Genomic DNA, 24926 nt, shown 5'->3' on the forward strand with positions numbered 1-24926 from the left:
CCCGCTCGTCGCTGGCGCTCCTCGCTGCTCGACCACCGTCAGCGGGCCGCCCGGAACCACACGGTGCCGAGCGGCGGCAGGCTGACGTCGGCGTACGCCGGGTGGCCGTGGTGCTCGCCGTCGACCGCCGTCACGGAGCCGAAGTTGCCGACCCCGGAGCCGGTGTAGGTCTCGGCGTCGGTGTTGAGCACCTCCGCCCACTCACCGGCCGCCGGGAAGCCCACGCGCACCCCGTGGTGCGGCACCGCTGAGAAGTTGGAGACGCACACGAGGTCGGGGTGCCCGGGGGCACGGCGGACGAAGGAGAAGACGTTGCGGCCGGCGTCGTTGGCGTCGATCCAGGCGAAGCCGTCGGGGGAGTGGTCCTGCGCCCACAGCGCCCCGGACTCGGCGTAGACGCGGTTGAGGTCGCGGACCAGCCGGTGCACCCCGGCGTGCTCGGGGTGCTCCAGCAGCCACCAGTCGAGCTCGCGGGACTCCGCCCACTCCGACTCCTGGCCCAGCTCCACGCCCATGAAGAGCAGCTGCTTGCCGGGGTGGCCCCACATGAAGGCGAGGTAGGCGCGCAGGTTGGCCAGCTGCTGCCACCGGTCACCGGGCATCTTGCGCAGCAGCGACCCCTTGCCGTGCACGACCTCGTCGTGGCTGATCGGGAGCACGAAGTTCTCCGACCAGGCGTAGACCAGCGAGAAGGTCATCTCCCCGTGGTGGTAGGCGCGGTGCACCGGCTCGTGGGCCATGTAGGTCAGCGAGTCGTGCATCCAGCCCATGTTCCACTTGAAGCCGAAGCCCAGGCCGTCGGCGTCGGTCGGCTTGGTGACGCCGGGCCAGGAGGTGGACTCCTCGGCGATGGTGACCACCCCGGGCACCCGTCGGTAGACGGTGGCGTTCATCTCCTGCAGGAACTGCACGGCCTCGAGGTTCTCCCGCCCGCCGTACTTGTTGGGCGACCACTCGCCCTCCTTGCGGGAGTAGTCGAGGTAGAGCATCGAGGCGACACCGTCCACGCGCAGGCCGTCGACGTGGAACTCCTCGCACCAGTACACGGCGTTGGCGAACAGGAAGTTGCGCACCTCGGGGCGACCGAAGTTGAAGATGTGGCTGCCCCACTCCTGGTGCCACCCGCGCTGGGGGTTGGGGTCCTCGTAGAGGGGGGTGCCGTCGAAGCGGGCCAGCGCCCACTCGTCGGTGGCGAAGTGGCCGGGCACCCAGTCCAGGATCACGCCGATGCCGGCCTGGTGGAGCCGGTCGACCAGCAGCCGGAAGCCGTCGGGGTCGCCGAAGCGGCTGTCGGGCGCGAAGTACGACGTGACGTGGTAGCCCCACGAGCCGCCGAAGGGGTGCTGCATCACCGGCATCAGCTCGACGTGGGTGAAGCCGAGGTCCTGCACGTAGGCCACCAGGTCGGTGGCCAGCTGGTCCCACGACCAGGTGCTGCCGTCGTAGTGGCGCCGCCACGAGGCCAGGTGCACCTCGTAGACGCTCATCGGGGCGCTGACCGGCGCGGTGTCGGCGCGTGCGGACATCCACGCGTCGTCGCCCCAGGTGTAGTCGGACTCGAAGACCTTCGACGCGGTGCTGGCCGGCGGCTCGGCCCAGCGCGCCAGCGGGTCGGCCTTCTCGCGCCAGTGGCCGTCCTGGCCCAGGATCGCGAACTTGTACGCCGTCCCCGACCCGACGCCGGGCACGAACAGCTCCCACACCCCGGACGTGCCCAGCTGTCGCATGGGGTGCTCGCGGCCGTCCCAGCCGTTGGCGTCGCACTTCAGGCGCACGCCGCGCGCCGAGGGCGCCCACACCGCGAACGAGGTGCCCTCGATGGCGCGCCCGTCGGCCCCCTCGTAGTGGCGCACGTGGGCACCCAGGGCGGTCCACAGCTGCTCGTGCCGGCCCTCGTTGACCAGGTGGAGGTCCACCTCGCCCAGCGTGGGCAGGAAGCGGAAGGGGTCCTCGAGCAGCAGCGGGTCGCCGTCGTAGGCGACCGAGAGTCGGTAGTCGGGCACCTCCGCGACCGGGAGCACCCCGACCCAGACGCCCTCGTGCTCGTGGGTCAGCGGCACCTCACCGAACTCGCCGACGACGGCGACCCGGGCGGCCAGCGGCTTCAGCGCCCGGACGGTGACGGCCCCCTCGTGCACGTGCGGGCCGAGCACCGCGTGCGGGTGCCCGTGCTCGCCGCGGACGAGCTGGTCGAGCTCCTCGCGGGGGACCGGTCGGGGGCTCGTGCCGGTGCCGGTAGCGGCCCGGGTGGGAGGCTCGGTGGGGGCTGGGGGGGTCATGACGCTCCGATCTCGGCCACGGCCTGGAGGGGGATCTCCACCCAGGTCGGCCGGTTGCGAGTCTCGTAGACGGTCTCGTAGACGGCCTTGTCGGCGACGTAGGCCTCCAGCAGCGTGCGCTGCTCGGGGGTGACCTCGCCGCCGGCGTACGCGACGAGGAAGTGGTTCTTGGCGCGGTTGGCCCACTCCTGGGCCTTGGCGGCGCGCGCGTCCGCACCGTCGGGGTCGTCCTCGGCCCAGGTGCGCTCCACGACCCGCGGGGCGTAGTCGAAGGAGCGCAGCATGCCGGCGACGTCGCGCCAGGGGCAGTCGGGCAGCAGCCGCTCGGCCAACGGCTTGGCCGGCTCTCCCTCGAAGTCGACGATCTTCCAGCCCAGCGAGGTGCGCAGGGTCTGCCCGAGGTGCAGGTCGCCGTGGATGCGGTGCACGCCCACGTGACCGAGGGCCGCGACCCGGTCGAAGAGCCGCTCGAGCGACTCGCGGTGCGGCTCCAGCGCCGGGGCGGCGGCCAGGGCGGCCGGCAGCCGGTCTCCCATCCGCTCGGCGACCTCCCGGGCGGGGACCTCGTCCTCGCCGAAGTGCTCCACGAGCAGGTCGTGCACCGCCCGGAGGGTCAGGCCGAGCCGGGTGGCCTCCCCGGCGAAGTCGCCGCCCGCGGCCGAGGCGTGCAGCTCGGGGTCGGAGAAGAGGTTGCGCACGCTGGACAGCGCGAGGTCCCAGCCGTCGGAGGCCGTGCGCAGGAACTGCTGCAGCATCGCCAGCTGGACGACCTCGCCGGACTCGGGGTCGTGGGGGTCGACGGAGTCGGGGTCGACCCAGTCCACCCAGCCGTAGAGGTGCGCGACGTCGGGGGACTCCGCGCGGCTGAGCACCTCGTGGACCTGCACGTCGGGGTTGACCCCCGCCGTCACCTTGCGGAAGACCTTGAGCAGGGCGTCCTCCCCGAAGGCCACCGAGGAGTTCGACTGCTCGCCGGAGAACAGCGTCGAGTGCGCGGCGAGGTCGAGGTCGTGGCCGGGCAGCCGGTGGAAGGCCAGCGAGCTCTCGTGGTCCACCAGGTTGCCGCCGGGCCGGCCCGCGGCGGTGTCGAAGGCCTGCTGCCAGCGGGCCATCGCCTCCCGGTCGTGCAGGGCGTCGTAGGCGTGCACCCAGCCCAGGCCGGGCTCCTCCCACCAGCCCACGAAGGCGTGGTCGAGGCGGGACTCGGCCTCGGTGTAGAGGGCCAGCGGCACCTGGTAGCGCTCGACCTCGTCGCTGGCCCCGGCGGGCACGTCGGAGTAGGTCAGCTCGACCAGGTGCAGCACCACGCGCGGCTCGGGGACCGACCCCGCGGGCACCTCGCCGAGCCGGCGTACGCCGGTGACGGTGAACGGGCGGCCCTTCCCGGCGAACCAGCGGGTCCGCACCAGGTAGTCGGCCAGGACGCGGTGGTCGAGGTGGTCGGTCCGCAGCGTCAGCGGGGCCCGGGGGGTCCCGCCTCGGGGGGTGTCGGAGGAGGTCACAGCAGCTGGTCCTCCTCGAGGTGCTCGGGCGCCGTCAGCCGGAACCAGTAGAAGCCGTAGCCGGCGAGGGTGAGCAGGTAGGGCAGCTCGCCCACGGTCGGGAACGGCACGTTGCCGAGCAGCTCCACCGGCCGGCGGCCCTCGAAGCGCCGCAGGTCGAGCTCGACGGGCTGGGGGAAGCGGGAGAGGTTGTTGACGCAGAGGATCACGTCCTCCTCGCCGGTCTCGGGGTCGGTCCACTCCCGCACGTAGGAGAGCACGCAGGAGTTGGAGCCGCCGAGGTCGTGGAACTCCCCGAGGCCGAACGCCGGGTGGTGGCGACGGGCGGCGAGCATCCGGCGGGTCCAGTGCAGCAGCGAGGAGGGGTTCTCCATCTGCGCCTCGACGTTGACCGACTCGTAGCCGTAGATCGCGTCCTGGACGACCGGCAGGTCGAGCCGACCGGGGTTGGCCGAGGAGAACCCGGCGTTGCGGTCGCCGGTCCACTGCATCGGCGTGCGCACGCCGTCGCGGTCGCCGAGCCAGATGTTGTCGCCCATCCCGATCTCGTCGCCGTAGTAGAGCACCGGCGAGCCGGGCAGCGAGAGCAGCAGCGCGTTGAAGAGCTCGATCTGGTTGGTGTCGTTGTCCAGCAGGGGGGCCAGGCGGCGGCGGATGCCGATGTTGGCCTTCATCCGCGGGTCCTTGGCGTACTCCTGCCACATGTAGTCGCGGTCCTCGTCGGTGACCATCTCCAGGGTCAGCTCGTCGTGGTTGCGCAGGAAGATGCCCCACTGGCAGTTGTCGGGGATGCGCGGGGTCTGCTCGAGGATCTCGGAGATGGGGTAGCGCGACTCGCGGCGCACCGCCATGAAGATGCGCGGCATCACGGGGAAGTGGAAGGCCATGTGGCACTCGTCGCCACCGGACTCGAAGTCGCCGAAGTACTCCACGACGTCCTGGGGCCACTGGTTTGCCTCGCACAGCAGCACCCGGCCGGGGTACTCCTCGTCGACGATGCGCCGCACCTTGCGGAGGAACTCGTGTGTCTCGGGGAGGTTCTCGCCGTTGGTGCCGGGACGCTCGTAGAGGTAGGGCACCGCGTCGAGGCGGAAGCCGTCCAGGCCCATGTCCAGCCAGAACCGCAGCGCGTCGATCATCGCGTCGTGCACGGCCGGGTTGTCGAAGTTGAGGTCGGGCTGGTGGTGGAAGAACCGGTGCCAGTAGTACTGCTGGCGCACCGGGTCCCAGGTCCAGTTCGACGGCTCGGTGTCGACGAAGATGATCCGAGCCTCCTGGTAGAGCTCGTCGGTGTCGGACCACACGTAGAAGTCGCCGTAGGGCCCGTCCGGGTCGCTGCGGCTGGCCTGGAACCACGGGTGCTGGTCGCTGGTGTGGTTCATGACGAAGTCGATGATCACGCGGATGCCGCGGGCGTGGGCCTCGTCGAGGAAGCGGTGGAACTCCTCGATGGTGCCGATCGCCGGCAGCACGCCGTTGTAGTCGGCGACGTCGTACCCGCCGTCGCGCAGCGGGGAGGGGAAGAACGGCGGGACCCACAGGCAGTCCACCCCGAGCCACTCGAGGTAGTCGAGCTTCTCGACCAGGCCGGCGAAGTCGCCGGTGCCGTCGCCGTTGGAGTCGCGGAAGGAGCGGACCAGGACCTCGTAGAAGACCGCGGTCTTGAACCAGTCGGGCTGGGACCGGGTGGCCTCGTCGAGGTCCACGCCGGACTCGGAGGGCAGGTGGTCGCTCATGCGCCCCTCCGCACCGTCAGCACGTGGGCCGGCTCGTGGTGGGGGTCCAGGCGCACGTAGTTGTGCTGGCCCCACGACCAGTCCTGGTGGGTGATCTCGTCGTGGACCACGAAGCGCTCGCCCCAGTCCATGCCCAGCGACGGCAGGTCGAGGTGGACGGTCGTCTCGCGGGTGGCGTGCGGGTCGAGGTTGATGACCACCACGACGGTGTCGCTGTCGGGGTCGCCCACGACGGCCTGCTTGGCGAAGACCAGGACGTTCTCGTCGTCGCTGTGGTGGATCGTGAGGTTGCGCAGCAGCTGCAGGGAGCGGTGCTCGCGGCGCAGCTCGTTGAGCCGGGTGAGGTACGGCGTGAGCGTGCGGCCCTCGGCCTCGGCGGCGTCCCAGTCGCGGATGCGGATCTGGTACTTCTCGGAGTCGAGGTACTCCTCGGACCCGGGCTTGACCGCCACGTGCTCGAACAGCTCGTAGCCGGCGTACACACCCCAGCTCGGGGAGCTGGTCGCCGCGAGGGCGGCCCGGACCTTGAACGCGGCCGGCCCGCCGTACTGCAGGTAGGCGTGGAGGATGTCGGGGGTGTTGACGAAGAAGTTCGGCCGCATCAGGTGGTCGGACTCGCTGGAGAGCTCGCGGAGGTACTCCTCGATCTCCCACTTCGCGGTGCGCCAGGTGAAGTAGGTGTAGCTCTGGTGGAAGCCGACCGCGCCCAGGCCGTGCATCATCGCCGGGCGCGTGAACGCCTCGGAGAGGAACAGGACGTCGGGGTCGGTGCGGCGGACCTCCTTGAGCAGCCACTCCCAGAACGCCACCGGCTTGGTGTGCGGGTTGTCCACGCGGAAGATCCGCACCCCGTGGGACATCCACAGCTTCACCACGCGCAGCACCTCGCGGCAGATGCCGCTGGGGTCGTTGTCGAAGTTGAGCGGGTAGATGTCCTGGTACTTCTTGGGCGGGTTCTCGGCGTAGGCGATCGAGCCGTCGGCACGGGTGGTGAAGAACTGCGGGTGGGTGGTGACCCACGGGTGGTCGGGCGCGGCCTGCAGGGCCAGGTCGAGCGCGACCTCGAGGCCCAGCTCCCCGGCGCGGGCGACGAAGGCGTCGAAGTCGGCCATCGTGCCGAGGTCGGGGTGGATCGCGTCGTGCCCGCCGTCCTTGGACCCGATCGCCCACGGCGAGCCGGTGTCGTCCGGGCCGGGGGTGAGGGTGTTGTTGGGGCCCTTGCGGTTGACCTCGCCGATCGGGTGGATCGGCGGCAGGTAGATCACGTCGAAGCCGGCGGCGGCAACGGCGTCGAGCCGCTTCGCCGCGGTGCGGAAGGTGCCGGAGCGGACCTTCCCGGTCGTCGGGTCCTTGGTGGCCCCCTCGCTGCGCGGGAAGAACTCGTACCAGCTGCCGAACAACGCGCGCTCGCGGTCGGCGTACGCCGGGTAGGGCCCCTCGACGGTGACCAGCTCGCGCAACGGGTGCTCGAGCAGCACCTGCGTCAGCTCCGGGTCGCGCAGGGCCGCGAGCCGGGCGGCGGCGGGGCGCTCGGTGTCCTGGGCGGCCAGGACCGCGCCCTCGAGCACCTGCCGAGCCTTGGTGTCGGCGGGCTCGAGGGTGGCGGCGACGCGCTCGAAGAGCAGCCGCCCCTCCAGGAACATCAGCTCCACGTCGACCCCGGCGGGGATCTTGATGCCCGCGTCGTGCTGCCAGGTGGCCAGCGGGTCGGACCACGCCTGCACCTCGAAGCTCCAGGCACCCTCGAGGTCGGGGGTCACCCACGCCTCGTGCAGGTCCGGCACGTCGGGGTGCTTGACCATCCGCACCGGCGCACGACGCGTGCCCGAGGGGTCGGTCAGCACCACCTCGGCCGCGAGCTTGTCGTGGCCCTCCCGGAAGACCGTCGCGGAGACCCTGAAGGGCTCGCCGACGGTCGCCTTCGCGGGCTGCCGACCGAGGTCCACCAGTGGCATCACGTTCATGACGGGGATGCGTCCGACCATGCCCACTAGCCAAGCGGCTGGGCACCCGTCACGCAAACACCCACCCGGTGGCGCAGCTCCGATGGTCGAGCAGCGAGCGCCAGCGAGCGGGCGTCGAGACCACGGTGAGACCGGGTGGTCGAGCAGCGAGCGCCAGCGAGCGGGTGTCGAGACCACCTCAGGTCGGAGGCAGGTCGCGCCCCCGTGCCAATCCAGGCAGGTCGTCCCAGCGGCCGTCGATCAGGGCCTGCCGCTTGGCGCGCCCCCACCGCTGGACCTGCTTCTCGAAAGCGAACGCCTCGTCGATCCGCTCGAACTCACCCGCCCACGCCAGGCGGACCGGTCGTCGGCTCTGTGTGTACGTGGCGCCCTCGCCGCGCTGGTGTTGGCTGACGCGCAGGTCCAGGTGGGTCGTGCTGCCGACGTAGTAGCTGCCGTCGGCGCACTCGAGGATGTAGGTCCAGGCCATGGAGGGGACCTGCCCGCCCAGGCGGGCGCCAACCGCGACAGGCCCGCAGCCTGTGGACAACGGGTCGCGCTGACGGGCGGTCGAGCAGCGAGCGCCAGCGAGCGGGTGTCGAGACCACCGGTTGCGCGTGGGTGGTCTCGACGCCCGCTCGTCGCTGGCGCTCCTCGCTGCTCGACCACCTGTGGTGCGTGGGTGGTCTCGACGCCCGCTCGTCGCTGGCGCTCCTCGCTGCTCGACCACCTGTGGTGCGTGGGTGGTCTCGACGCCCGCTCGTCGCTGGCGCTCCTCGCTGCTCGACCACCTGTGGTGCGTGGGTGGTCTCGACGCCCGCTCGTCGCTGGCGCTCCTCGCTGCTCGACCACCGAAGCGATCGAGCAGCGAGGATGGGGTGGCTACTTCTTGAACACCTGCAGCTCGGCCGCGTGGACCACGGTGCCGCGCTCGGAGCCCGTGGCGCAGTCGGTCGTGGTGATCGGGTCGTTGTCCAGCTCGCCGGCGTACCCGGCGAACCCGGTGCACTGGTTGTTGAGGACCACGAGCCGCACGGCCGAGGCCTTCGTGGGCTTGAAGGAGAACGAGCGCATGGCCTGCTTGGGAGCGGTCGGGCGCGGGCGGACGGCCGGGAAGGCGTCGGACCTCGAGGTGAAGACGCGCTTCCAGGTCGCCTTGCCGCTGGTGCAGCCCGTGGCGCAGACCTCGATCGCGAACTGTCGCAGCGCGGTGAACCGCGAGCCCGACAGCTGGTCGATGTCGTCGGCACCGTCGACCGGGTTCAGCAGGGCGCTGACCTGGACCCGGCGGATCGTGGACTTCCTGCCCGCGAGGTCGACGGCCACGAAGGGCTTGGACTCGTCGACGTTGGCCTCGGTCACGCCGGCCCAGTTGGTGTCCTCGGTGCCGTCGATGAGCGCCTCGGTCTTGAGCGAGCCCTCGGTGGCGCCGATGACCTTCGCGCCGGCGGCGGACGCGGCCAGGTTGACGGCCCTGGGGAGCCGCACGGTCCGCTTCTGGCCCGCCTTGACGGTGAGGCCGAAGCGGTGGAAGCCGCCCTTGGGGGAGACGTAGAGCAGGTCGTAGCTGCCCGGCGCCATCGTCGCGGTCGCCTTGGTCCTCGTCCTCGGGAAGGTGTCGGCCAGTGGCGACGTACGCGCCTCGAACATGCCGACGTAGACCGACCCGGGTCCCGAGCCGCCCTTGAACGTCACGGTGGCGTTGTCGCCCTTGGGGGAGGCGAAGCCGCCGGTGACGACGTTCTCGTCGGTGGCGTCGATGACGGCGTTCTTGCCCATGCCGCGGCGGGCGAAGGCCTGCCACATGACCTTGAGGTCCTCGCCGCCGAAGCGCATCCGGTCGGCAGCCAGCATGGCGTCGCGGGCGTCGAGCATCGAGGTGCTGCCCTGCTGGAGCAGGAAGGCGTCGAAGACCAGCTGGATCCAGCGCCGGTTGCCGGGGCAGTACTGCGGGGCGACGGGGGAGGCGTGGTCGGAGCCCTGGGCGCAGGCCAGCTGCAGGGCCTTGTCCTTGTAGGGGAACTTCTTGTTCCACTTCTCCACCAGCGCCTGGCGCACCTCCCACTGGGTGCCGCTCCAGATCTCGCCGTCGGCGTGGACCTGGACGCCGGTGGTGTCGTAGCCGTAGTTGGAGTAGTTCAGCGGGTTCTTGTTGATCGCGAAGTTGCGGATCGCGGTCTTCTTGTTCCCGGTGGCGTAGACGCCGACGGCGAAGATGTTGCCGCCGTTCTTGTAGCCGTGGCTGAACTGGTACTCCGCGGCGGTGAGGTCGCCCCAGGACTCGCCCATGGCACCGCCCTGGTCGGAGCCGATGCCCTCGTCCGGGCCGGCGATCATCCGGTTGGAGATGGCGTGGGTGTACTCGTGGCCGACGATGCCCATGTCGAGGCTGCCGTCGGTGCAGGGCGCGTAGAACGCGCTCGCGGCCGGCTGGAAGAGGTACTGGTTGGTGATGCCGGGGACGCCGTCCTGCAGGGTGATCTGGTTGGCGTTGTTGCGTCCGGTGGCGACACCGGTGGCCTCGAACACCGGGCTGGTCAGAGCGCCGGCCTGCACGTTGCCGACCTCCGCGTCGGCAGGCACGCCGCCGCGACCGAAGTTGTCCAGCTGCAGGTTGTAGTTCTCCTCGGTGAAGCCGAGGTAGTAGCTGTAGTCGTGCATCCGGTTGTGGGAGACGAACAGGTTGCCGGTGACGAAGTCGATGTCGTTGCCGCCGGGCACCAGGTTGGTCGGGTCGCAGGCCGACTCGTTCCACGCGTCGGTGAACTCACCGGTGTAGGTGCGGGTCGGGGAGACCGGGGCCTGCAGCAGGCCACCGGGGGAGAGCGGGCTGACCCAGGCCTCGTGGGTGTTGGCGTTGTTGCCGATGGTCGTCATCGACGACGCGCCGGCGACGTTGACCTGGTCCCAGGCGAAGGGGGAGGCCAGGTTTCGGAACGGGCCGGTGGGCATGGAGCAGTCGGGCGTGTCGACCCAGCAGCCGATGACGTCGTTGCCCGGGGTCTTGCCGACCTTCGTCGAGGACATCGACGGGTTCGCAGGGTAGTAGCTCCACGTCGGGTCGAAGCCGAGGCCGCCGCCGACCCCGGGGGTGGCCGTGTCGCTGGTCGAGACGAGCAGGGCATAGGCACCGACGACCGCCGAGGCGTCGTCGAAGGGGCAGACCTGGGCGCTGTAGACACCGGCCTCCAGCGGCTCGGGAGAGGTCCAGGTGACGACCTCGGGGCTGGTGAGCAGGTCACCGGTGTAGAGCAGCCGGTCCTTGGGGCCGAAGAACTTCACGACGACGTCGTCGACGGGCAGGGCCAGCGCCGCGGCGTTGAACGTGGTGGTCAGGTCGTCGGTCAGCTCGAAGGGGTGCTTGGGGCCGCACTGGGTGCTGCTGAAGGTGCCCTGGTAGACCTCCTGGACCGAGTCGTTCTCGACCTGGTGGGCGCGGTGCAGCACGTCACCGGTGACGGCGTCGACCATCAGCGTGTACGCGAAGGCCAGGCCGTCCTGGTTGTCGACGACGTTGGCCTCGTAGACCGGGCGCACGGTGCCGTCGGCCAGCGCGAGGGCGCGCAGGCGGACCTGCTGCTGCTCCGAGAAGCCGGGCACGGAGAGCCGGGTCCAGGGGGCGACCGAGCCGACGGCACGGTCGACGACGGTGCCGATCTTCTTCAGCGTGGAGCCGGTGATCGAGCGGCCGACGTTGCCGGCGGCCTCGACCCAGCCCTCGAGCGGGGTGAGGGTCGCGGCCGGAGCGGTCTGCGTCGTACGGACCAGGGAGGAGGAGACGTAGGCGATCTCGCCGCGGGAGACGCCCACGGTCACCATCGAGCCGAGGGCGGGGGAGAGGTCACCGAAGCGCTGGCGAAACAGCACGGCGTGCCCGGCCGGGGCGGTCGGGCGGCCCTGGGCGTCGGGGTAGTCGGCGAGCTTCTGCTCGTTGACCAGCTCCAGGCCGGCCATCGCCGAGCGGGTCAGGCCGAAGAGGGCTGCGTTGTCCTCGAGGTAGGCGCGCGCAGCGAGGACCGGGTCGGAGGACGTCGCGCGGGCCAGGGCGCCATCGGCCCGGAGCAGCGAGCTCGGGGTGCCGAAGTCGTTCCAGCGCAGCGTGACCGCGCCGAGGCGGTCGGCCGCGCTGCGCTGGGCCGCGGTGGGCAGCACGCGACCGCGCAGGTCGAGGTCGGCCAGGCCGGGCACGGTGTCGCCGAGGGTGGCGACCACCCCGTCGACGACGTGCGGCAGGTCGGTGGTGGCGACGGTGGAGGGGGTGGCCAGGGCGGGGATCTGCGCGAGGCCCGGGACCAGGGTGGCGGTCATCAGGGCGAGGGCGGCCGTCGTGCGGCGCCGTGCGCGGGAGGGAGCAGTGGGCATGGCCTGCTCAACGTGTCCGCGAACCGGTGGTTATGCGTCCACCGCGACGAAACACGCCGTTCACATCGGTCCTAGAGGTCCAGATGTCTTGGATCGTTCAAGTGATCGGGGTTAGCGTTCGCGCGTGCGTGCCATCCGTCGCTTCACCGTCCGCCCCGTCCTCCCTCCCGCGCTGGCTGCGCTGAACGACCTCGCGCTGAACCTGCGCTGGTCCTGGCACCCACCGACCCAGGACGTCTTCGCCGCGGTCGACGCCGACCTCTGGGAGCAGACCGGCCACGATCCCGTGCGTCTGCTGGGGGCCGTGGGTCGCGAGCGCTTCGAACAGCTGGCCGCCGACGAGACCTTCCTCGCCGACCTGGCCCGGGCCGAGGCCGACCTGGAGACCTACCTGACCGCACCGCGCTGGTACCAGCGCTCCGGTGGCGGCGCGGACGGCAGCGGGCCTCGCGCGATCGGCTACTTCAGCCCCGAGTTCGGCATCACCGCGGTGCTGCCGCAGTACTCCGGGGGCCTGGGCATCCTGGCCGGTGACCACCTGAAGGCGGCCAGCGACCTCGGGGTGCCGATCATCGGGGTCGGCCTGCTCTACCGCCACGGCTACTTCAAGCAGTCGCTGTCGCGCGAGGGCTGGCAGCAGGAGACCTACCCCGTCCTCGACCCCGACGAGCTCCCGATCTCGATGCTGCGCGAGCCCACCGGGGAGCCGGCCACCGTCTCGATCGCGATGCCGGGCGGCCCGGACCTGCTGGCCCGGATCTGGGTGGCCAGCGTGGGACGCGTCCCGCTGCTCATGCTCGACACCGACGTGGAGGGCAACCCCCAGCAGTACGTCGACGTCACCGACCGTCTCTACGGCGGCAACTCCGAGCACCGGCTGCGGCAGGAGCTCCTGCTCGGCATCGGTGGCGTCCGGGCGCTGCGCGCGTTCTCGAGGATCACCGGTCACGAGGCGCCCGAGGTCTTCCACACCAACGAGGGCCACGCCGGGTTCCTCGGGCTGGAGCGCATCCGTGAGCTGACGGTCGACCCTGCCGGGCCCGCCCTGGACTTCGACACCGCGCTCGAGGTCGGGCGCGCCTCGACGGTGTTCACCACCCACACCCCGGTCCCGGCCGGCATCGACCGGTTCCCCCGGTCGCTGGTGGCGCAGTACTTCGCCGACTCCGGCGCCTGCCCCGGCGTCCCCGTCGAGCGGATCCTCGCGCTCGGGTCGGAGGACTACGAGGGAGGCGACCCGGCCGTGTTCAACATGGCCGTCATGGGGTTCCGCCTCGCCCAGCGCGCCAACGGCGTCTCACAGCTGCACGGGCAGGTCTCGCGCGGGATGTTCCAGGGGCTCTGGCCGGCCTTCGACGAGGCCGAGGTCCCGATCGGCTCCATCACCAACGGAGTCCACGGCCCGACCTGGGTCGGACGCGAGGTCTTCGAGCTCGCCGCCCGCGCCGGGGTGGCGCCTGACTCCGAGCACGTCGACGCCTTCTGGGACGTTGTCGACTCGATCCCCGGTGAGGCCGTGTGGGCGACCAAGCGGGTGCTGCGCCAGCGCCTGGTCGAGGACGCCCGCCGGCGCCTGGCCAAGTCCTGGACCAAGCGCGGGGCGGCTAGCGCCGAGCTCGCGTGGATCGACTCCGCACTCGACCCCGACGTGCTGACGATGGGCTTCGCCCGCCGCGCCGCGTCGTACAAGCGCCTGACCCTGATGATGCGCGATCCCGAGCGGCTCAAGCGGCTGCTGCTCGACCCGGCCCGTCCGGTGCAGCTGGTGATCGCCGGCAAGGCACACCCGGCCGACGACGGCGGCAAGAAGCTGATCCAGGACATCGTCCGGCTCTCCGACGACCCCGAGATCCGGCACCGGATCGTCTTCCTGCCCAACTACGACATCGCCATGGCCCAGCCGCTCTACCCCGGCTGCGACGTGTGGCTGAACAACCCGCTGCGCCCCTACGAGGCCTGCGGCACCTCCGGCATGAAGGCCGCGCTCAACGGCGGTCTCAACCTCTCGGTGCTCGACGGCTGGTGGGACGAGTGGTACGACGGCGACAACGGGTGGGCGATCCCGACCGCCGACGGTGTGGAGGACGTCGACCGTCGTGACGACCTCGAGGCCGCCGCGCTCTACGACCTGATCGAGAACGAGGTCGCGCCCCGGTTCTACGACGTCGACGCCTCCGGGGTCCCGACCCGCTGGCTGGAGATGGTCCGGCACACGCTGAAGTCGCTGGGCCCCAAGGTGCTCGCGACGCGGATGGTCCGCGACTACGTGCGCCAGCTCTACGCCCCGGCCGCCGCCACCGCCCGTGCCCTGAACAGCGACTACGCCGGGGCGGTCGACCTCGCCGCCTGGAAGCGCCGGGTCCTGGAGTCCTGGCCCGGGGTCCGGGTCGAGCACGTGGAGTCCAGCGGGGTGGGCGACTCCCCGGAGGTGGGGGCGTTGATGTCGACGCGCGCCTTCGTGGCGCTGGGCTCGCTTTCGCCGGAGGACGTGGAGGTCCAGCTGGTCCACGGGCGGACCACCGCCGAGGACGAGCTCCTGGACACCCGGACCTCCCTGCTGACCCTCGCCGAGAGCTACGAGGGCGGCCGGCACCGCTTCGACGGCGCCGTCGCCCTCGACTCCGCCGGGTCGTTCGGCTACACCGTCAGGGTGGTGCCGCGCCACGAGCTGCTCGCCTCCGACGCCGAGCTGGGCGTCGTGGCCCTGCCGACCGGCTAGTCCTTCAGCTCGCGCAGCACCACGACCGAGCGGCGCCCCACGGAGATCCGGTCGCCGGCCTCCACCTCGGCGCCCACGTCGAGCTTGACGTCGGTGGAGAGGACGACCTCGCCGCGCTGGACCCAGTCGTTCTCCGGGAGGTGGACCGCCTGGGGCAGCCAGCCGGCGTTGAACCACAGCATGAACGAGCGGTCGACCTGCTGCTCCCCGCGCGGGCCGGGGGCGCGCAGCGGGGCGCCGGAGACGAACATGCCGATCGTGCGCAGCTCGTGGTCGTACCAGTCCTCCTCGCGCATCTCGCGACCCGAGGGATGCAGCCAGGCCAGGTCCTTGGGGCCGCCCTTGATGGTGGGGCGTCCCTCGAACCAGTGCCGCTGGCGCAGCGCCGGGTGGTCGCGACGCAGCCGCAGGGCGGTCTTGGTGACCTCGTAGACGTCGAGCCAGGCGTCCTGGGTCGACCAGTCGACCCAGGAGATCTCGTTGTCCTGGCAGTAGGCGTTGTTGTTGCCGCGCTGCGTGCGGCCGCGCTCGTCGCCGGCGGTGATCATCGGCACGCCGTTGGACAGGCACAGGGTCGCCATCATGTTCGCCGCCTGCCGCCGGCGTACGGCGACGAGGGCCGGGTCGTCGGTCTCGCCCTCGACCCCGTGGTTCCACGAGCGGTTGTTGTCGGTGCCGTCGCGGTTGTCCTCGCCGTTGGCCTCGTTGTGCTTGTGCTCGTAGGTCACCAGGTCGCGCAGGGTGAACCCGTCGTGGGCGGTGACGAAGTTGATCGAGTTGTAGGCCGAGCGTCCGTCGTCGGCGTAGAGGTCGGAGGAGCCGGCCAGCCGGGTCGCGACGGTGCGCGGGCCCTGGGCGTGGTTGCGCCAGAAGTCGCGGATCTCGTCGCGGTACTGGTCGTTCCACTCCACCCACGGCGGCGGCATGCCCCCGACCAGGTAGCCGTCCATCGAGGCGTCCCACGGCTCGGCGATCAGCTTCACGTGCCGCAGGATCGGGTCCTGGCCGATCGCGACCAGCAGGTCGGAGTTCATGTCGATGTCGTAGCCGGTGCGGGTCAGCGCCGACATCAGGTCGAAGCGGAAGCCGTCGACGTGCATCTCGGTGACCCAGTAGCGCAGCGAGTCCAGGATCAGCCGCAGCGCGAGGGGGTGGTTGGAGTCGACGGTGTTGCCGCAGCCGGTGACGTCCCAGTAGGTGTCGTCGAACTCCACCTCGCCGGTCTCCGGGTCGGGCACGGGGATCACGCGCTTGTAGAACCCGCGGTCGTCCAGGCCGCGGAAGGACAGCGTCGGCCCGAGGGGACCGGCCTCGGCGGTGTGGTTGTAGACCACGTCCAGGATGACCTCGAGGCCGGCGCGGTGCAGCGCCTTGACCATCTCTTTGAACTCGCGGACCTGCTCGCCACGGTCGCCGGAGGAGGAGTAGGCCGCGTGCGGGGCGAAGTAGCCGATGGAGTTGTAGCCCCAGTAGTTGCTGGTGCCGCGCTCGGTCAGGCCGGGCTCGGAGACGAACTGGTGGACCGGGAGCAGCTCCACGGCGGTCACGCCGAGGTCGCGCAGGTAGTCGGTGACCGCGGGGGAGCCGAGCCCGGCGTACGTCCCGCGCAGGTGCTCGGGGACCCGGTCGTGCAGCTGGGTCATCCCCTTGACGTGGCACTCGTAGATGACCGTGTCGCGCCAGCGGCGCCGCATCGGCTGGTCGCCCTCCCAGTCGAAGTCGCCGGAGCCCGGGTCGACGACGACGCTGCGCGGCACGAAGGGTGCGGAGTCCTCGGTGGACTGCTCCTCGGGGTTGTCGAAGACGTACCCGAAGGTGGCGGGGGCAGGGGTGTAGTCACCGCTCACCGCCATCGCGTACGGGTCCAGCAGCAGCTTGTGCGGGTTGAACCGGTGACCGGCGTCGGGGTCCCACGGGCCGTCGACGCGGTAGCCGTAGCGGGTGCCCGGCCGCACGTCGGGCAGGGCGCCGTGCCAGATCCCCAGGGACTGCTCGGTGAGCACGTGGCGGTGCTCCTCCTCGCCCCCGTCGGGGGCGTCGGTGAACACGCACAGGGTCACCTCGCTCGCCTCGGGGGCGTACACCGCGAAGTTGGTCTGCTCGGGGGTCCAGGTGGCACCGAGGGGCCAGTTGCGCCCGGGCCAGACCCTGGAGGTCTGCCCGAGATGCGTCCACGCCACCGGCACCATGTCGAGGATTGTGTCAGGGGTGGCACGATGCTCGGCGCGGGCCCAGCCGTCGCCACGTCCTCGGCGCCGCAGGGCCGCACCGGTGAGCGACGAGGAGAGGGAGAGTCGATGGGTGAGTTCGTCCGGCTGGAGGTCGCCGACGGCGTCGGCACGATCCGGCTCGACCGTCCGAAGATGAACGCGATCAGCATCGCGGTCCAGGAGGAGCTGCGGGCCGCCGCGGCCGAGGCGACCGAGCGCGACGACGTCCGCGCCGTCGTGCTGTACGGCGGTGAGCGGGTCTTCGCCGCGGGCAACGACGTGAAGGAGATGGCCGACATGTCCTACCAGGACATGGTCGCCCGCTCCGGCCCGCTCCAGTCGGCGGTGACGGCGATCGCGCGCATCCCGAAGCCCGTCGTGGCGGCCGTCAACGGCTACGCCCTGGGCGGGGGCTGCGAGCTCGCGCTGGCCGCCGACCTGCGGATCGCCGGCGAGCGCACGGTGATGGGTCAGCCCGAGACCCTGCTCGGTATCATCCCCGGCGCCGGCGGCACCCAGCGGCTGGCCCGCCTGGTCGGACCGTCGAAGGCGAAGGACCTCATCTTCAGCGGCCGCTTCGTCAAGGCCGACGAGGCGCTGGCGATCGGTCTGGTCGACCGGGTCGTCCCCGACGAGGAGGTCTACAGTGAGGCGCTGGCCTGGGCCGGGCAGTTCCGCTCGGCGGCCGGTCTGGCGCTGCGGGCGGCCAAGGAGTGCATCGACCGGGGCCTGGGCACCGACCTCGAGACCGGTCTGGAGATCGAGCGGATGCAGTTCGCCGCGGTCTTCGCCACCGAGGACCGCACCACCGGCATGACATCCTTCCTCGAGAACGGGCCGGGCAAGGCCACCTTCGCGAGCAGGTGAGGAGGGGCATGGGCATCAAGGACAGGCTCTCGAGCGGGTCCTGGCGCACGCGCGTCGCGCAGCTGCTGTGGACCCTGTGCGTCCTCGCCGCCCTGGTCCTGGCGGTGGGCGCCCTGCTGGTGGCGATCGACGCGAACGAGGACAACGGCCTGGTCAGCTTCGTGCTGTCCGCGGCCGACGCCGTCGACCTGGGGGTCTTCTCCCGCGAGAACGGCATCCGCGAGTTCAGCGGGGAGTCCGCCGAGACCAAGAACGCCCTGGTCAACTGGGGCCTGGGCGCCGTGGTCTACCTGCTCGTGGGACGCCTGCTCGAGCGGGTGGTGCGCCCCGGCGCCTGAGGACGGGCCGGGTGGGGGCCGGGCGCGGTCCAGCCCGGTGGTGTGAGAAAAGCAACCGTAAACGCGTGTTACATGTCTGTTGACGCGAGGGTAGCCTCGCGATCGATCCCGAGAGCACAGGAGGGGCCCCCCGGGGGCCGTCACCACCATGAACATTGTTGTCTGTGTGAAGTACGTGCCCGACGCCACTGCCGACCGGCAGTTCGAGTCGGACAACACCGTGGACCGCGTGGGCGTCGACGGGCTGCTGTCGGAGCTCGACGAGTACGCCGTCGAGCAGGCGCTCCAGCTCAAGGAGAAGGCCGGTGACGACACCGAGGTCACCGCCCTCTGCATCGGCCCGGAGAAGGCCGTCGACGCGGTGCGCAAGGCCCTGCAGATGGGTGCCGACAAGGGCATCCTGGTCTCCGACGAGGCCATCGCCGGCTCCGACTACCTCGGCACGTCGCTGGTGCTGGCCGAGGCCATCAAGAAGATCGGCGTGCCCGACCTCGTGATGTGCGGCATGGCCTCGACCGACGCCTCCGGCTCGGTCGTCCCGGCGATGCTCGCCGAGCGCCTCGACCTCCCGCAGGTCACCTTCGCCTCGGTCATCGAGACCCAGGGCGACCAGGTGCGCATCAAGCGCGACGGCGACACCGCCACCGAGGTCATCGGCGCCACCATGCCGCTGGTCATGTCGGTCACCGACCAGACCGGTGAGGCGCGCTACCCGTCGTTCAAGGGCATCATGGCGGCGAAGAAGAAGCCGCTGGAGACCTGGAGCCTGTCCGACCTCGGCGTCGACGCCGAGCTCGTGGGCCTGAACGCTTCGTGGAGCGCCGTCGAGGAGACCGCTGCCCGCCCGCCGCGCACCGCCGGCGAGATCGTCACCGACGAGGACGGCTCCGGCGCCACCGCGCTGACGGAGTTCCTCGCGTCGAAGAAGTTCATCTGAGCCGGGCTCGGATAGGAGAGGAACGCACACATGTCTGAGGTCCTGGTCGTCGTCGACGCAGTCGACGGCGCTGTCCGCAAGCCCACGCTCGAGCTCCTGGCCCTGGCCAAGAAGCTCGGCACCCCGTCCGCGGTCTACTTCGGTGGCAACGACGCCGCGGTGACCGACAAGCTCAAGGCCTTCGGCGCCGAGAAGATCTACGTCGTCGACGACGCCGAGATCAAGGGCTACCTGGTGGCCCCGAAGGCCGAGGCCCTGCAGCAGCTGGTGGAGAAGACCTCCCCGGCCGCCGTGCTCCTGGTCTCGGGCTACGAGGGCAAGGAGATCGCCGGTCGCCTGGCGATCAAGACCAACTCGGGGATCATCACCGACGCGGTCGACATCGAGGACGGCGGCGTGACCACGCAGTCGGTCTTCGCCGGCAACTACACCGTGAAGTCCAAGGTCACCAAGGGCACGCCGATCATCACGGTCAAGCCGAACTCCGCCGCCCCGGAGGAGAGCGCCGGCGCCGGTGAGGTCGAGGCGTTCGCCGCGACCATCTCCGACTCGGCGAAGAAGGCCCAGATCGTGGCCGCCCAGCCGCGCAAGTCCACGGGTCGTCCCGAGCTGACCGAGGCCGCCATCGTGGTCTCCGGCGGTCGTGGCACCGGCGGCGACTTCGACCCGATCGAGGGCCTGGCCGACGCGCTCGGCGCCGCCGTGGGTGCCTCCCGCGCCGCGGTCGACTCCGGCTGGAAGCCGCACTCCTTCCAGGTCGGCCAGACCGGCAAGGTCGTCTCGCCGCAGCTCTACGTCGCCAACGGCATCTCCGGTGCGATCCAGCACCGCGCCGGCATGCAGACCTCGAAGACGATCGTCGCGGTCAACAAGGACGAGGAGGCGCCGATCTTCGAGCTCGTCGACTTCGGCGTCGTCGGCGACCTGCACGCCGTGCTGCCCGCTGCCACCGAGCAGATCGAGAAGCGCAAGGGCTGATCACAGCCTGTCGTTCCACGCACGTCACCCCGTCGGTCCTCGGACCGGCGGGGTGACGTCGTCTCCGGGGGACGTCATACCTCCCGCAGGGGTGGACGTCCCGTCCGCATGACGTCCCGGGCGCCCTAGGCTCGGGTCCATGACCACCCAGCAGGACGTGATCGAGCTGGCGCAGCGGGCCCGGGAGGCCTCGCTGGGGCTGGGCCTGGCCACCAGGGCGCAGAAGGACGCGGCGCTGCTCGCGATGGCCGAGGCGCTGCTCACCCGCGCGGAGCCGATCCTGGCGGCCAACGCCGAGGACGTCGCCCGCGCCGAGGCGGGCGGTACGCCGGCCGGCATCGTCGACCGGCTCCGGCTGACCCCCGAGCGGCTGGAGGGGATGGCGCAGGGGCTGCGCGACGTCGCGGCGCTGCCCGACCCCGTCGGGGAGGTGGTCCGTGGCAGCACGCTCGCCAACGGGCTGGAGCTGCGCCAGGTGCGGGTGCCGTTCGGCGTGGTCGGCATGATCTACGAGGCCCGTCCCAACGTGACCGCGGACGCCGCGGGCATCTGCCTGAAGTCCGGCAACGCCGTGCTGCTGCGCGGCTCCTCGAGCGCGGCGGCGAGCAACGCCGCCATCGTGGGCGTCCTGCGTGACGCGGCGGTCGCCGCCGGCCTCGCAGCGGACGTCGTCCAGCTCGTGCCCGCCGACTCCCACGACACCGTCAAGGCCCTGATGAGGGCGCGGGGCCACGTGGACGTGCTGATCCCGCGTGGCGGCGCCGGGCTGATCCGGGCCGTGGTGGAGGAGTCGACGGTGCCCGTGATCGAGACCGGGGTGGGCAACTGCCACGTCTACGTCGACGCGGCCGCCGACCTGGACAAGGCGCTGGCGATCGTGGTCAACGCCAAGACCCACCGGCCGAGCGTGTGCAACGCCGCGGAGTCGCTGCTGGTGCACGCGGACGTGGCAGGGGAGTTCCTGCCCCGCGTCGTGACGGCGCTGCAGGGGGCGGGCGTGACCCTCCACGGGGACGAGGCCTTCGCGGCGTACGACGGGGTGGTGGCGGCGACCGAGGAGGACTGGGACACCGAGTACCTCTCGCTCGACCTCGCCGCCCGGGTCGTCCCGGACCTCGACGCGGCACTCGCCCACGTGCGCCGCCACTCCAGCCAGCACAGCGAGACGATCGTGACCGAGGACCAATCAGTGGCGCGCCGCTGGGTGGCGGCGGTCGACGCGGCCGCGGTGCTGGTCAACGCCAGCACCCGGTTCACCGACGGGGGCGAGTTCGGCTTCGGCGCCGAGATCGGGATCAGCACCCAGAAGCTGCACGCCCGCGGGCCCATGGGGCTGCCGGAGATGACGTCGACCAAGTACGTCGTCACCGGGGACGGGCACGTGCGCTGAGCCGCCGCGTGGGGGCCGCGTGCGGCCCGCTAGGATCGCGGCCATGCAGTCGCTGATCATCCTCGCCTCCGAGGCCGCCGAGGAGCACCACGTCAACCACGCCCTGGCCTGGGGCATCGGCGGCATCACGCTGGCCATCCTCATGGGCCTGATGTTCGCGCTCCTCGCCTTCGGCGGCGGCCGCGAGCACAGCTGAGCGCTCCGCCCGTGCCAGGACGGGGGAGCAGGTGACCCGGCGCCGCATCGGCGTCATGGGTGGCACCTTCGACCCCATCCACCACGGCCACCTGGTCGCGGCCTCCGAGGTCCAGCACTGGTTCGACCTCGACGAGGTCGTCTTCGTGCCGACCGGCGACCCCTGGCAGAAGGCCGGGCGTGACGTCACCCCGGCCGAGCACCGCTACCTGATGACGGTGATCGCCACGGCGTCGAACCCCCGGTTCACCGTCAGCCGGGTCGACATCGACCGCCCGGGGCGGACCTACACCGTCGACACCCTGCGCGACCTGCGCGCGGCGATGCCCGACGCCGAGCTGTTCTTCATCACCGGCGCCGACGCACTCGCCGACATCTTCACCTGGCGCGACGCCGAGGAGCTCTTCGCGCTCGCCCAGTTCGTCGGGTGCACCAGGCCCGGCTACGAGATGGACGCCGCCACCCTCGCCTCGATCCCCGCCGACCGCGTGACCATGATCGAGATCCCGGCACTGGCCATCTCCTCGACCGACTGCCGTCTCCGCCGGGAGCGGGGGGAACCCGTGTGGTACCTCGTCCCCGACGGTGTGGTGCAGTACCTCACCAAGCACGACCTCTACCCGGCCGGCGAGACCGGCCCCACGGGAGCAGCATGACCGCCACCGACCACGCCATCGAGCTCGTCACCACCGCCGCCCGCGCCGGTGGGGAGAAGAAGGGCGAGCAGATCGTCGCCTTCGACGTCTCCGAGCAGCTGGCCATCACCGACGCCTTCCTCATCATCTCCGCGTCCAACGAGAGGCAGGTCGGCGCCATCGTCGACGCCGTCGAGGACGCCCTGCGCGAGGTCGGCGCCAAGCCGATCCGGCGCGAGGGCCAGCGCGACGGACGCTGGGTCCTGCTGGACTACGGCGACATCGTCGTGCACGTCCAGCACGAGGAGGAGCGGGCGTTCTACGCCCTGGAGCGCCTGTGGCGCGACTGCCCGGCCATCACGCTGCCGGAGGACGTCACCCGCTCGTGAGCGGCCCCGAGCCCCACGGCCGCCGGTTGGTGCTGCTGCGGCACGGGCGGACCGCGCACAACCACGCCCGCCGCATCCAGGGGCAGCTCGACGTGCCCCTCGACGACGTCGGCCACGCCCAAGCCGCGACCGTCGCGGCGGCCATGGCCGCCCTCGAGCCCGACGTCGTCTGGTGCTCGGACCTGCTGCGCACCCGGCAGACCGCGGAGCCGGTCCTGGCCGCGTGCGGCCGGGCTGCGTCGTACGACGCGAGGCTGCGGGAGTTCCACCTCGGCGAGCGCCAGGGGCTCTCCCACGAGGAGTACGCCGCGCAGCACCCCGAGGAGTTCGCCCGCTTCCACCAGGGTGACTTCGACGTCGTCCCCGGCGGGGAGAGCACCGAGGTGGTCCGGGAGCGCATGGTGTCCGGCCTCCTCGAGCTGATCGCCTCCGTGCCTGCCGGCGGCACCGGGCTGGCCGTCTCCCACGGGGCCGCCATCCGCGTCGCCACCGTCGGCCTCCTGGGCTGGCCCACCGAGCAGGTGCACTCGCTGCGCGGCCTGGGCAACTGCGGCTGGGTGGAGCTGCTCGAGCAGCCCGAGACCGGTCGGCTGCGCCTGCTGGCCTACCACCGCACGGCCTGACGCACCGGTCCAGCGCCCTCGGTACGGCGGCTCGGCACCCCGATTTCGCGTTGCGAACAGCGGTCGGCTAATGTTCCGCAGGTCGCTGGAACGGGCTGCAGCCCGTCTCCGGCACACCACCTGGGGGTGTGGCGCAGCTGGTAGCGCATCTGCATGGCATGCAGAGGGTCAGGGGTTCGAGTCCCCTCACCTCCACCAGGTCCGGAAGGCCGCTTCGCGAGAGGCGGCCTTCGGCCATTTCTGGCGGGTGTGGTGCGCGGCGCAGCTGGTAGCGGCTCTGTCATCCGGGGCGATGGCATGCAGAGGGTCAGGGGTTCGAGTCCCCTCACCTCCACCAGGTCCGGAAGGCCGCCTCGCAAGAGGCGGCCTTCGGCCATTTCTGGCGGGTGTGGTGCGCGGCGCAGCTGGTAGCGGCTCTGTCACCCGGGGCGATGGCATGCAGAGGGTCAGGGGTTCGAGTCCCCTCACCTCCACCAGGTCCGGAAGGCCGCTTCGCACGAGGCGGCCTTCGGCCATTTCTGGGGGTGCTGCGCGGCTCAGTCCAGGGCGCTGAGGTGCTGGTGCAGGATCGAGCCGGCCGCGCTGTCGGGGTTCAGGGCGCAAGTGGAGCAGGTCTCCTCGCACCCGATCCCGGTCCGCTTCAGGCGGCACATCGTGGCCATGACGTCCTCGACCTCCCAGATGCGCCGGGCCGCCTCGCGGGCTCCGAGCGCGTCGAGGTTGGCCTCGTCGACCACGCGGTTGACCATGAGGTCGTAGACGGTCTCGTCGAGGCCGAAGTCGACGCGCAGGACGGTGACCAGCTGGTGGCGACCGCGCACGAGCAGGACCACCTGCTCGCCCGGGTCGAGCCCGGAGTCCAGGCCCATCAGGGTGCCGTGCTCCACCCGGAGCCGCTGCCCCGGGTGCGGCGGTCGGGGGAGACCGGTGAGTGTCAGGATGCGCATGTCCCACCTCCTGGGTGGATGCAGGGAACAAGCCGTGGGAACCCCTGCGTGAGTCGCATCGACGCCCGTGAGAACGGCATGAGGACTCCGGTCCTCAGTCAGGACCTAGGTCCCCCGAGGTCGGGACCTTGGTCCCACCGTCCTCGGCACGTGGTCAGGCCCGCTCGCGCAGCTCTGTGAGCGCGTCCTGGAGGTAGTCGGCGCGGACCACCGGACGGATGTCGCCGGTGCGGCCCACCCAGCCGATGCCGGGCTCGTAGCGGCGTACGACGCGGGCGGGTGTGCCGGCCACGACCGCGTGGTCGGGGACCTCGCCGCGGACCACCGAGCCGGCGGCCACGACCACGTTGCGCCCCAGCCGGGTGCCCTGCAGCAGGATCGCGCCGTGGCCGATCCAGGAGCCGGGGCCGATCACGACCGGGTCGTGGCTGCCGAACTGGTCGCCGATCGGCACGTCGGGGTCCTGGTAGCCGTGCCCGGCGTCGGAGACGAAGACGTCCTGGCCGAACCACACGCCGTCACCGACCACGATCGACTCGTGCGCCGTCAGGGTGCACCGCGCCCCGATGATGCACTTGTCGCCGATGACCAGGCCGCGCTCGGGCATGCCCGGGTCGCCGACGCCGTACCCGACCGAGAGCGTGACCTGGCGCCCGATGAGGGTGTCGCGACCGATGTGGATCGAGGACGGGTTCATCACCGTCGCGGTGGGGAAGCCGATGGCGCTGCCGTCGCCGAAGGCGCCGAAGCGGTCGGCGGTGCGGGTGCCCGGCACGATCTCGCCGACGCTGTCCAGCCACGCCCACAGGGCCTGCACGGCGGGTCCGAGGACCCGTCTGGTGAGGGAGGTCACGGTCGGAGGGTAGTGCCGGGACA

The 24926-nt window shown here is 71.4% G+C and carries 19 protein-coding genes and 1 tRNA gene; 11 read left to right on the plus strand and 9 right to left on the minus strand.

Annotated features, from left to right (window positions below; translation table 11 throughout):
- Positions 1-38: 38 nt before the first annotated feature.
- The 6 genes from glgB to BKA05_RS05935 form a co-directional block, all read right to left on the minus strand.
- Positions 39-2279, minus strand: coding sequence for a 1,4-alpha-glucan branching protein GlgB (gene glgB / locus BKA05_RS05910; RefSeq protein ID WP_179530598.1), 2241 nt, complete (start codon positions 2277-2279; stop codon positions 39-41).
- Positions 2276-3781: a maltokinase N-terminal cap-like domain-containing protein gene (locus BKA05_RS05915; RefSeq protein WP_343045541.1), complete on the minus strand. Its 1506-nt coding sequence runs from the start codon at positions 3779-3781 to the stop codon at positions 2276-2278. The genes glgB and BKA05_RS05915 overlap by 4 nt, the downstream gene beginning before the upstream one ends.
- Positions 3778-5517: a maltose alpha-D-glucosyltransferase gene (gene treS / locus BKA05_RS05920; protein ID WP_179530599.1), complete on the minus strand. Its 1740-nt coding sequence runs from the start codon at positions 5515-5517 to the stop codon at positions 3778-3780. Before treS ends, BKA05_RS05915 begins: the two co-directional genes overlap by 4 nt.
- Positions 5514-7502: an alpha-1,4-glucan--maltose-1-phosphate maltosyltransferase gene (locus BKA05_RS05925; RefSeq protein ID WP_179530600.1), complete on the minus strand. Its 1989-nt coding sequence runs from the start codon at positions 7500-7502 to the stop codon at positions 5514-5516. Before BKA05_RS05925 ends, treS begins: the two co-directional genes overlap by 4 nt.
- 157 nt (positions 7503-7659) lie before the next feature.
- On the minus strand, positions 7660-7950 hold the full coding sequence (locus BKA05_RS05930) for a GIY-YIG nuclease family protein (protein WP_179530601.1): 291 nt from the start codon (positions 7948-7950) through the stop codon (positions 7660-7662).
- A gap of 392 nt (positions 7951-8342) precedes the next feature.
- Positions 8343-11822 carry a M36 family metallopeptidase gene (locus BKA05_RS05935; protein ID WP_179530602.1) on the minus strand — a complete coding sequence of 1160 codons (3480 nt, stop codon included), beginning with the start codon at positions 11820-11822 and terminating at the stop codon, positions 8343-8345.
- Between the two features lie 124 nt (positions 11823-11946).
- Between BKA05_RS05935 and glgP the strand changes: the two genes are divergently transcribed.
- Positions 11947-14541 carry an alpha-glucan family phosphorylase gene (gene glgP / locus BKA05_RS05940; RefSeq protein WP_179530603.1) on the plus strand — a complete coding sequence of 865 codons (2595 nt, stop codon included), beginning with the start codon at positions 11947-11949 and terminating at the stop codon, positions 14539-14541.
- Here glgP and glgX read toward each other — a convergent pair.
- Positions 14538-16730 (minus strand): glycogen debranching protein GlgX, encoded by a 2193-nt coding sequence (gene glgX / locus BKA05_RS05945; protein WP_179530604.1) that lies wholly within the window; start codon positions 16728-16730, stop codon positions 14538-14540. The two genes, glgP and glgX, sit on opposite strands and share 4 nt — an antisense overlap.
- A 108-nt stretch (positions 16731-16838) precedes the next feature.
- Here glgX and BKA05_RS05950 point away from each other — a divergent pair, with 108 nt between their 5' ends.
- From BKA05_RS05950 to BKA05_RS05995, 10 genes are all read left to right on the plus strand, one after another.
- A complete protein-coding gene (locus BKA05_RS05950) occupies positions 16839-17618 on the plus strand; it encodes an enoyl-CoA hydratase/isomerase family protein (RefSeq protein WP_179530605.1) in 780 nt (259 codons plus the stop codon).
- Positions 17619-17626: 8 nt separating this feature from the next.
- Positions 17627-17956 carry a hypothetical protein gene (locus BKA05_RS05955; protein ID WP_179530606.1) on the plus strand — a complete coding sequence of 110 codons (330 nt, stop codon included), beginning with the start codon at positions 17627-17629 and terminating at the stop codon, positions 17954-17956.
- A 166-nt stretch (positions 17957-18122) separates the two neighbouring features.
- Complete coding sequence (locus tag BKA05_RS05960; protein ID WP_292607495.1) at positions 18123-18893, plus strand: electron transfer flavoprotein subunit beta/FixA family protein; 771 nt, start codon at positions 18123-18125, stop codon at positions 18891-18893.
- Positions 18894-18923: 30 nt separating this feature from the next.
- Positions 18924-19871, plus strand: a complete 948-nt coding sequence (locus BKA05_RS05965; protein WP_179530608.1) for an electron transfer flavoprotein subunit alpha/FixB family protein — start codon at positions 18924-18926, stop codon at positions 19869-19871.
- Positions 19872-20010: 139 nt separating this feature from the next.
- Positions 20011-21261: a glutamate-5-semialdehyde dehydrogenase gene (locus tag BKA05_RS05970; protein WP_179530609.1), complete on the plus strand. Its 1251-nt coding sequence runs from the start codon at positions 20011-20013 to the stop codon at positions 21259-21261.
- 43 nt (positions 21262-21304) lie between these two features.
- The gene (locus BKA05_RS05975) at positions 21305-21457 is read left to right on the plus strand and encodes a hypothetical protein (RefSeq protein WP_179530610.1); all 153 of its coding nucleotides are present in this window, start codon (positions 21305-21307) and stop codon (positions 21455-21457) included.
- Between the two features lie 31 nt (positions 21458-21488).
- Entirely contained in the window at positions 21489-22112 is a 624-nt protein-coding gene (gene nadD, locus BKA05_RS05980) for a nicotinate-nucleotide adenylyltransferase (RefSeq protein ID WP_179530611.1), read from the plus strand.
- Positions 22109-22480 carry a ribosome silencing factor gene (rsfS, locus tag BKA05_RS05985; RefSeq protein WP_179530612.1) on the plus strand — a complete coding sequence of 124 codons (372 nt, stop codon included), beginning with the start codon at positions 22109-22111 and terminating at the stop codon, positions 22478-22480. The genes nadD and rsfS overlap by 4 nt, the downstream gene beginning before the upstream one ends.
- The gene (locus tag BKA05_RS05990) at positions 22477-23103 is read left to right on the plus strand and encodes a histidine phosphatase family protein (RefSeq protein ID WP_179530613.1); all 627 of its coding nucleotides are present in this window, start codon (positions 22477-22479) and stop codon (positions 23101-23103) included. The genes rsfS and BKA05_RS05990 overlap by 4 nt, the downstream gene beginning before the upstream one ends.
- 122 nt (positions 23104-23225) lie before the next feature.
- A tRNA-Ala gene (locus BKA05_RS05995) sits at positions 23226-23301 on the plus strand.
- 338 nt (positions 23302-23639) lie between these two features.
- Here the strand turns inward: BKA05_RS05995 and BKA05_RS06000 are convergent.
- Together BKA05_RS06000 and BKA05_RS06005 are read right to left on the minus strand one after the other, a co-directional pair.
- Entirely contained in the window at positions 23640-24050 is a 411-nt protein-coding gene (locus tag BKA05_RS06000) for a hypothetical protein (protein ID WP_179530614.1), read from the minus strand.
- A 154-nt stretch (positions 24051-24204) separates the two neighbouring features.
- The gene (locus BKA05_RS06005; protein ID WP_343045542.1) at positions 24205-24903 is read right to left on the minus strand and encodes an acyltransferase; all 699 of its coding nucleotides are present in this window, start codon (positions 24901-24903) and stop codon (positions 24205-24207) included.
- Between the last annotated feature and the right edge of the window lie 23 nt (positions 24904-24926).

Source organism: Nocardioides marinus, assembly GCF_013408145.1.
Lineage (GTDB): Bacteria > Actinomycetota > Actinomycetes > Propionibacteriales > Nocardioidaceae > Nocardioides > Nocardioides marinus.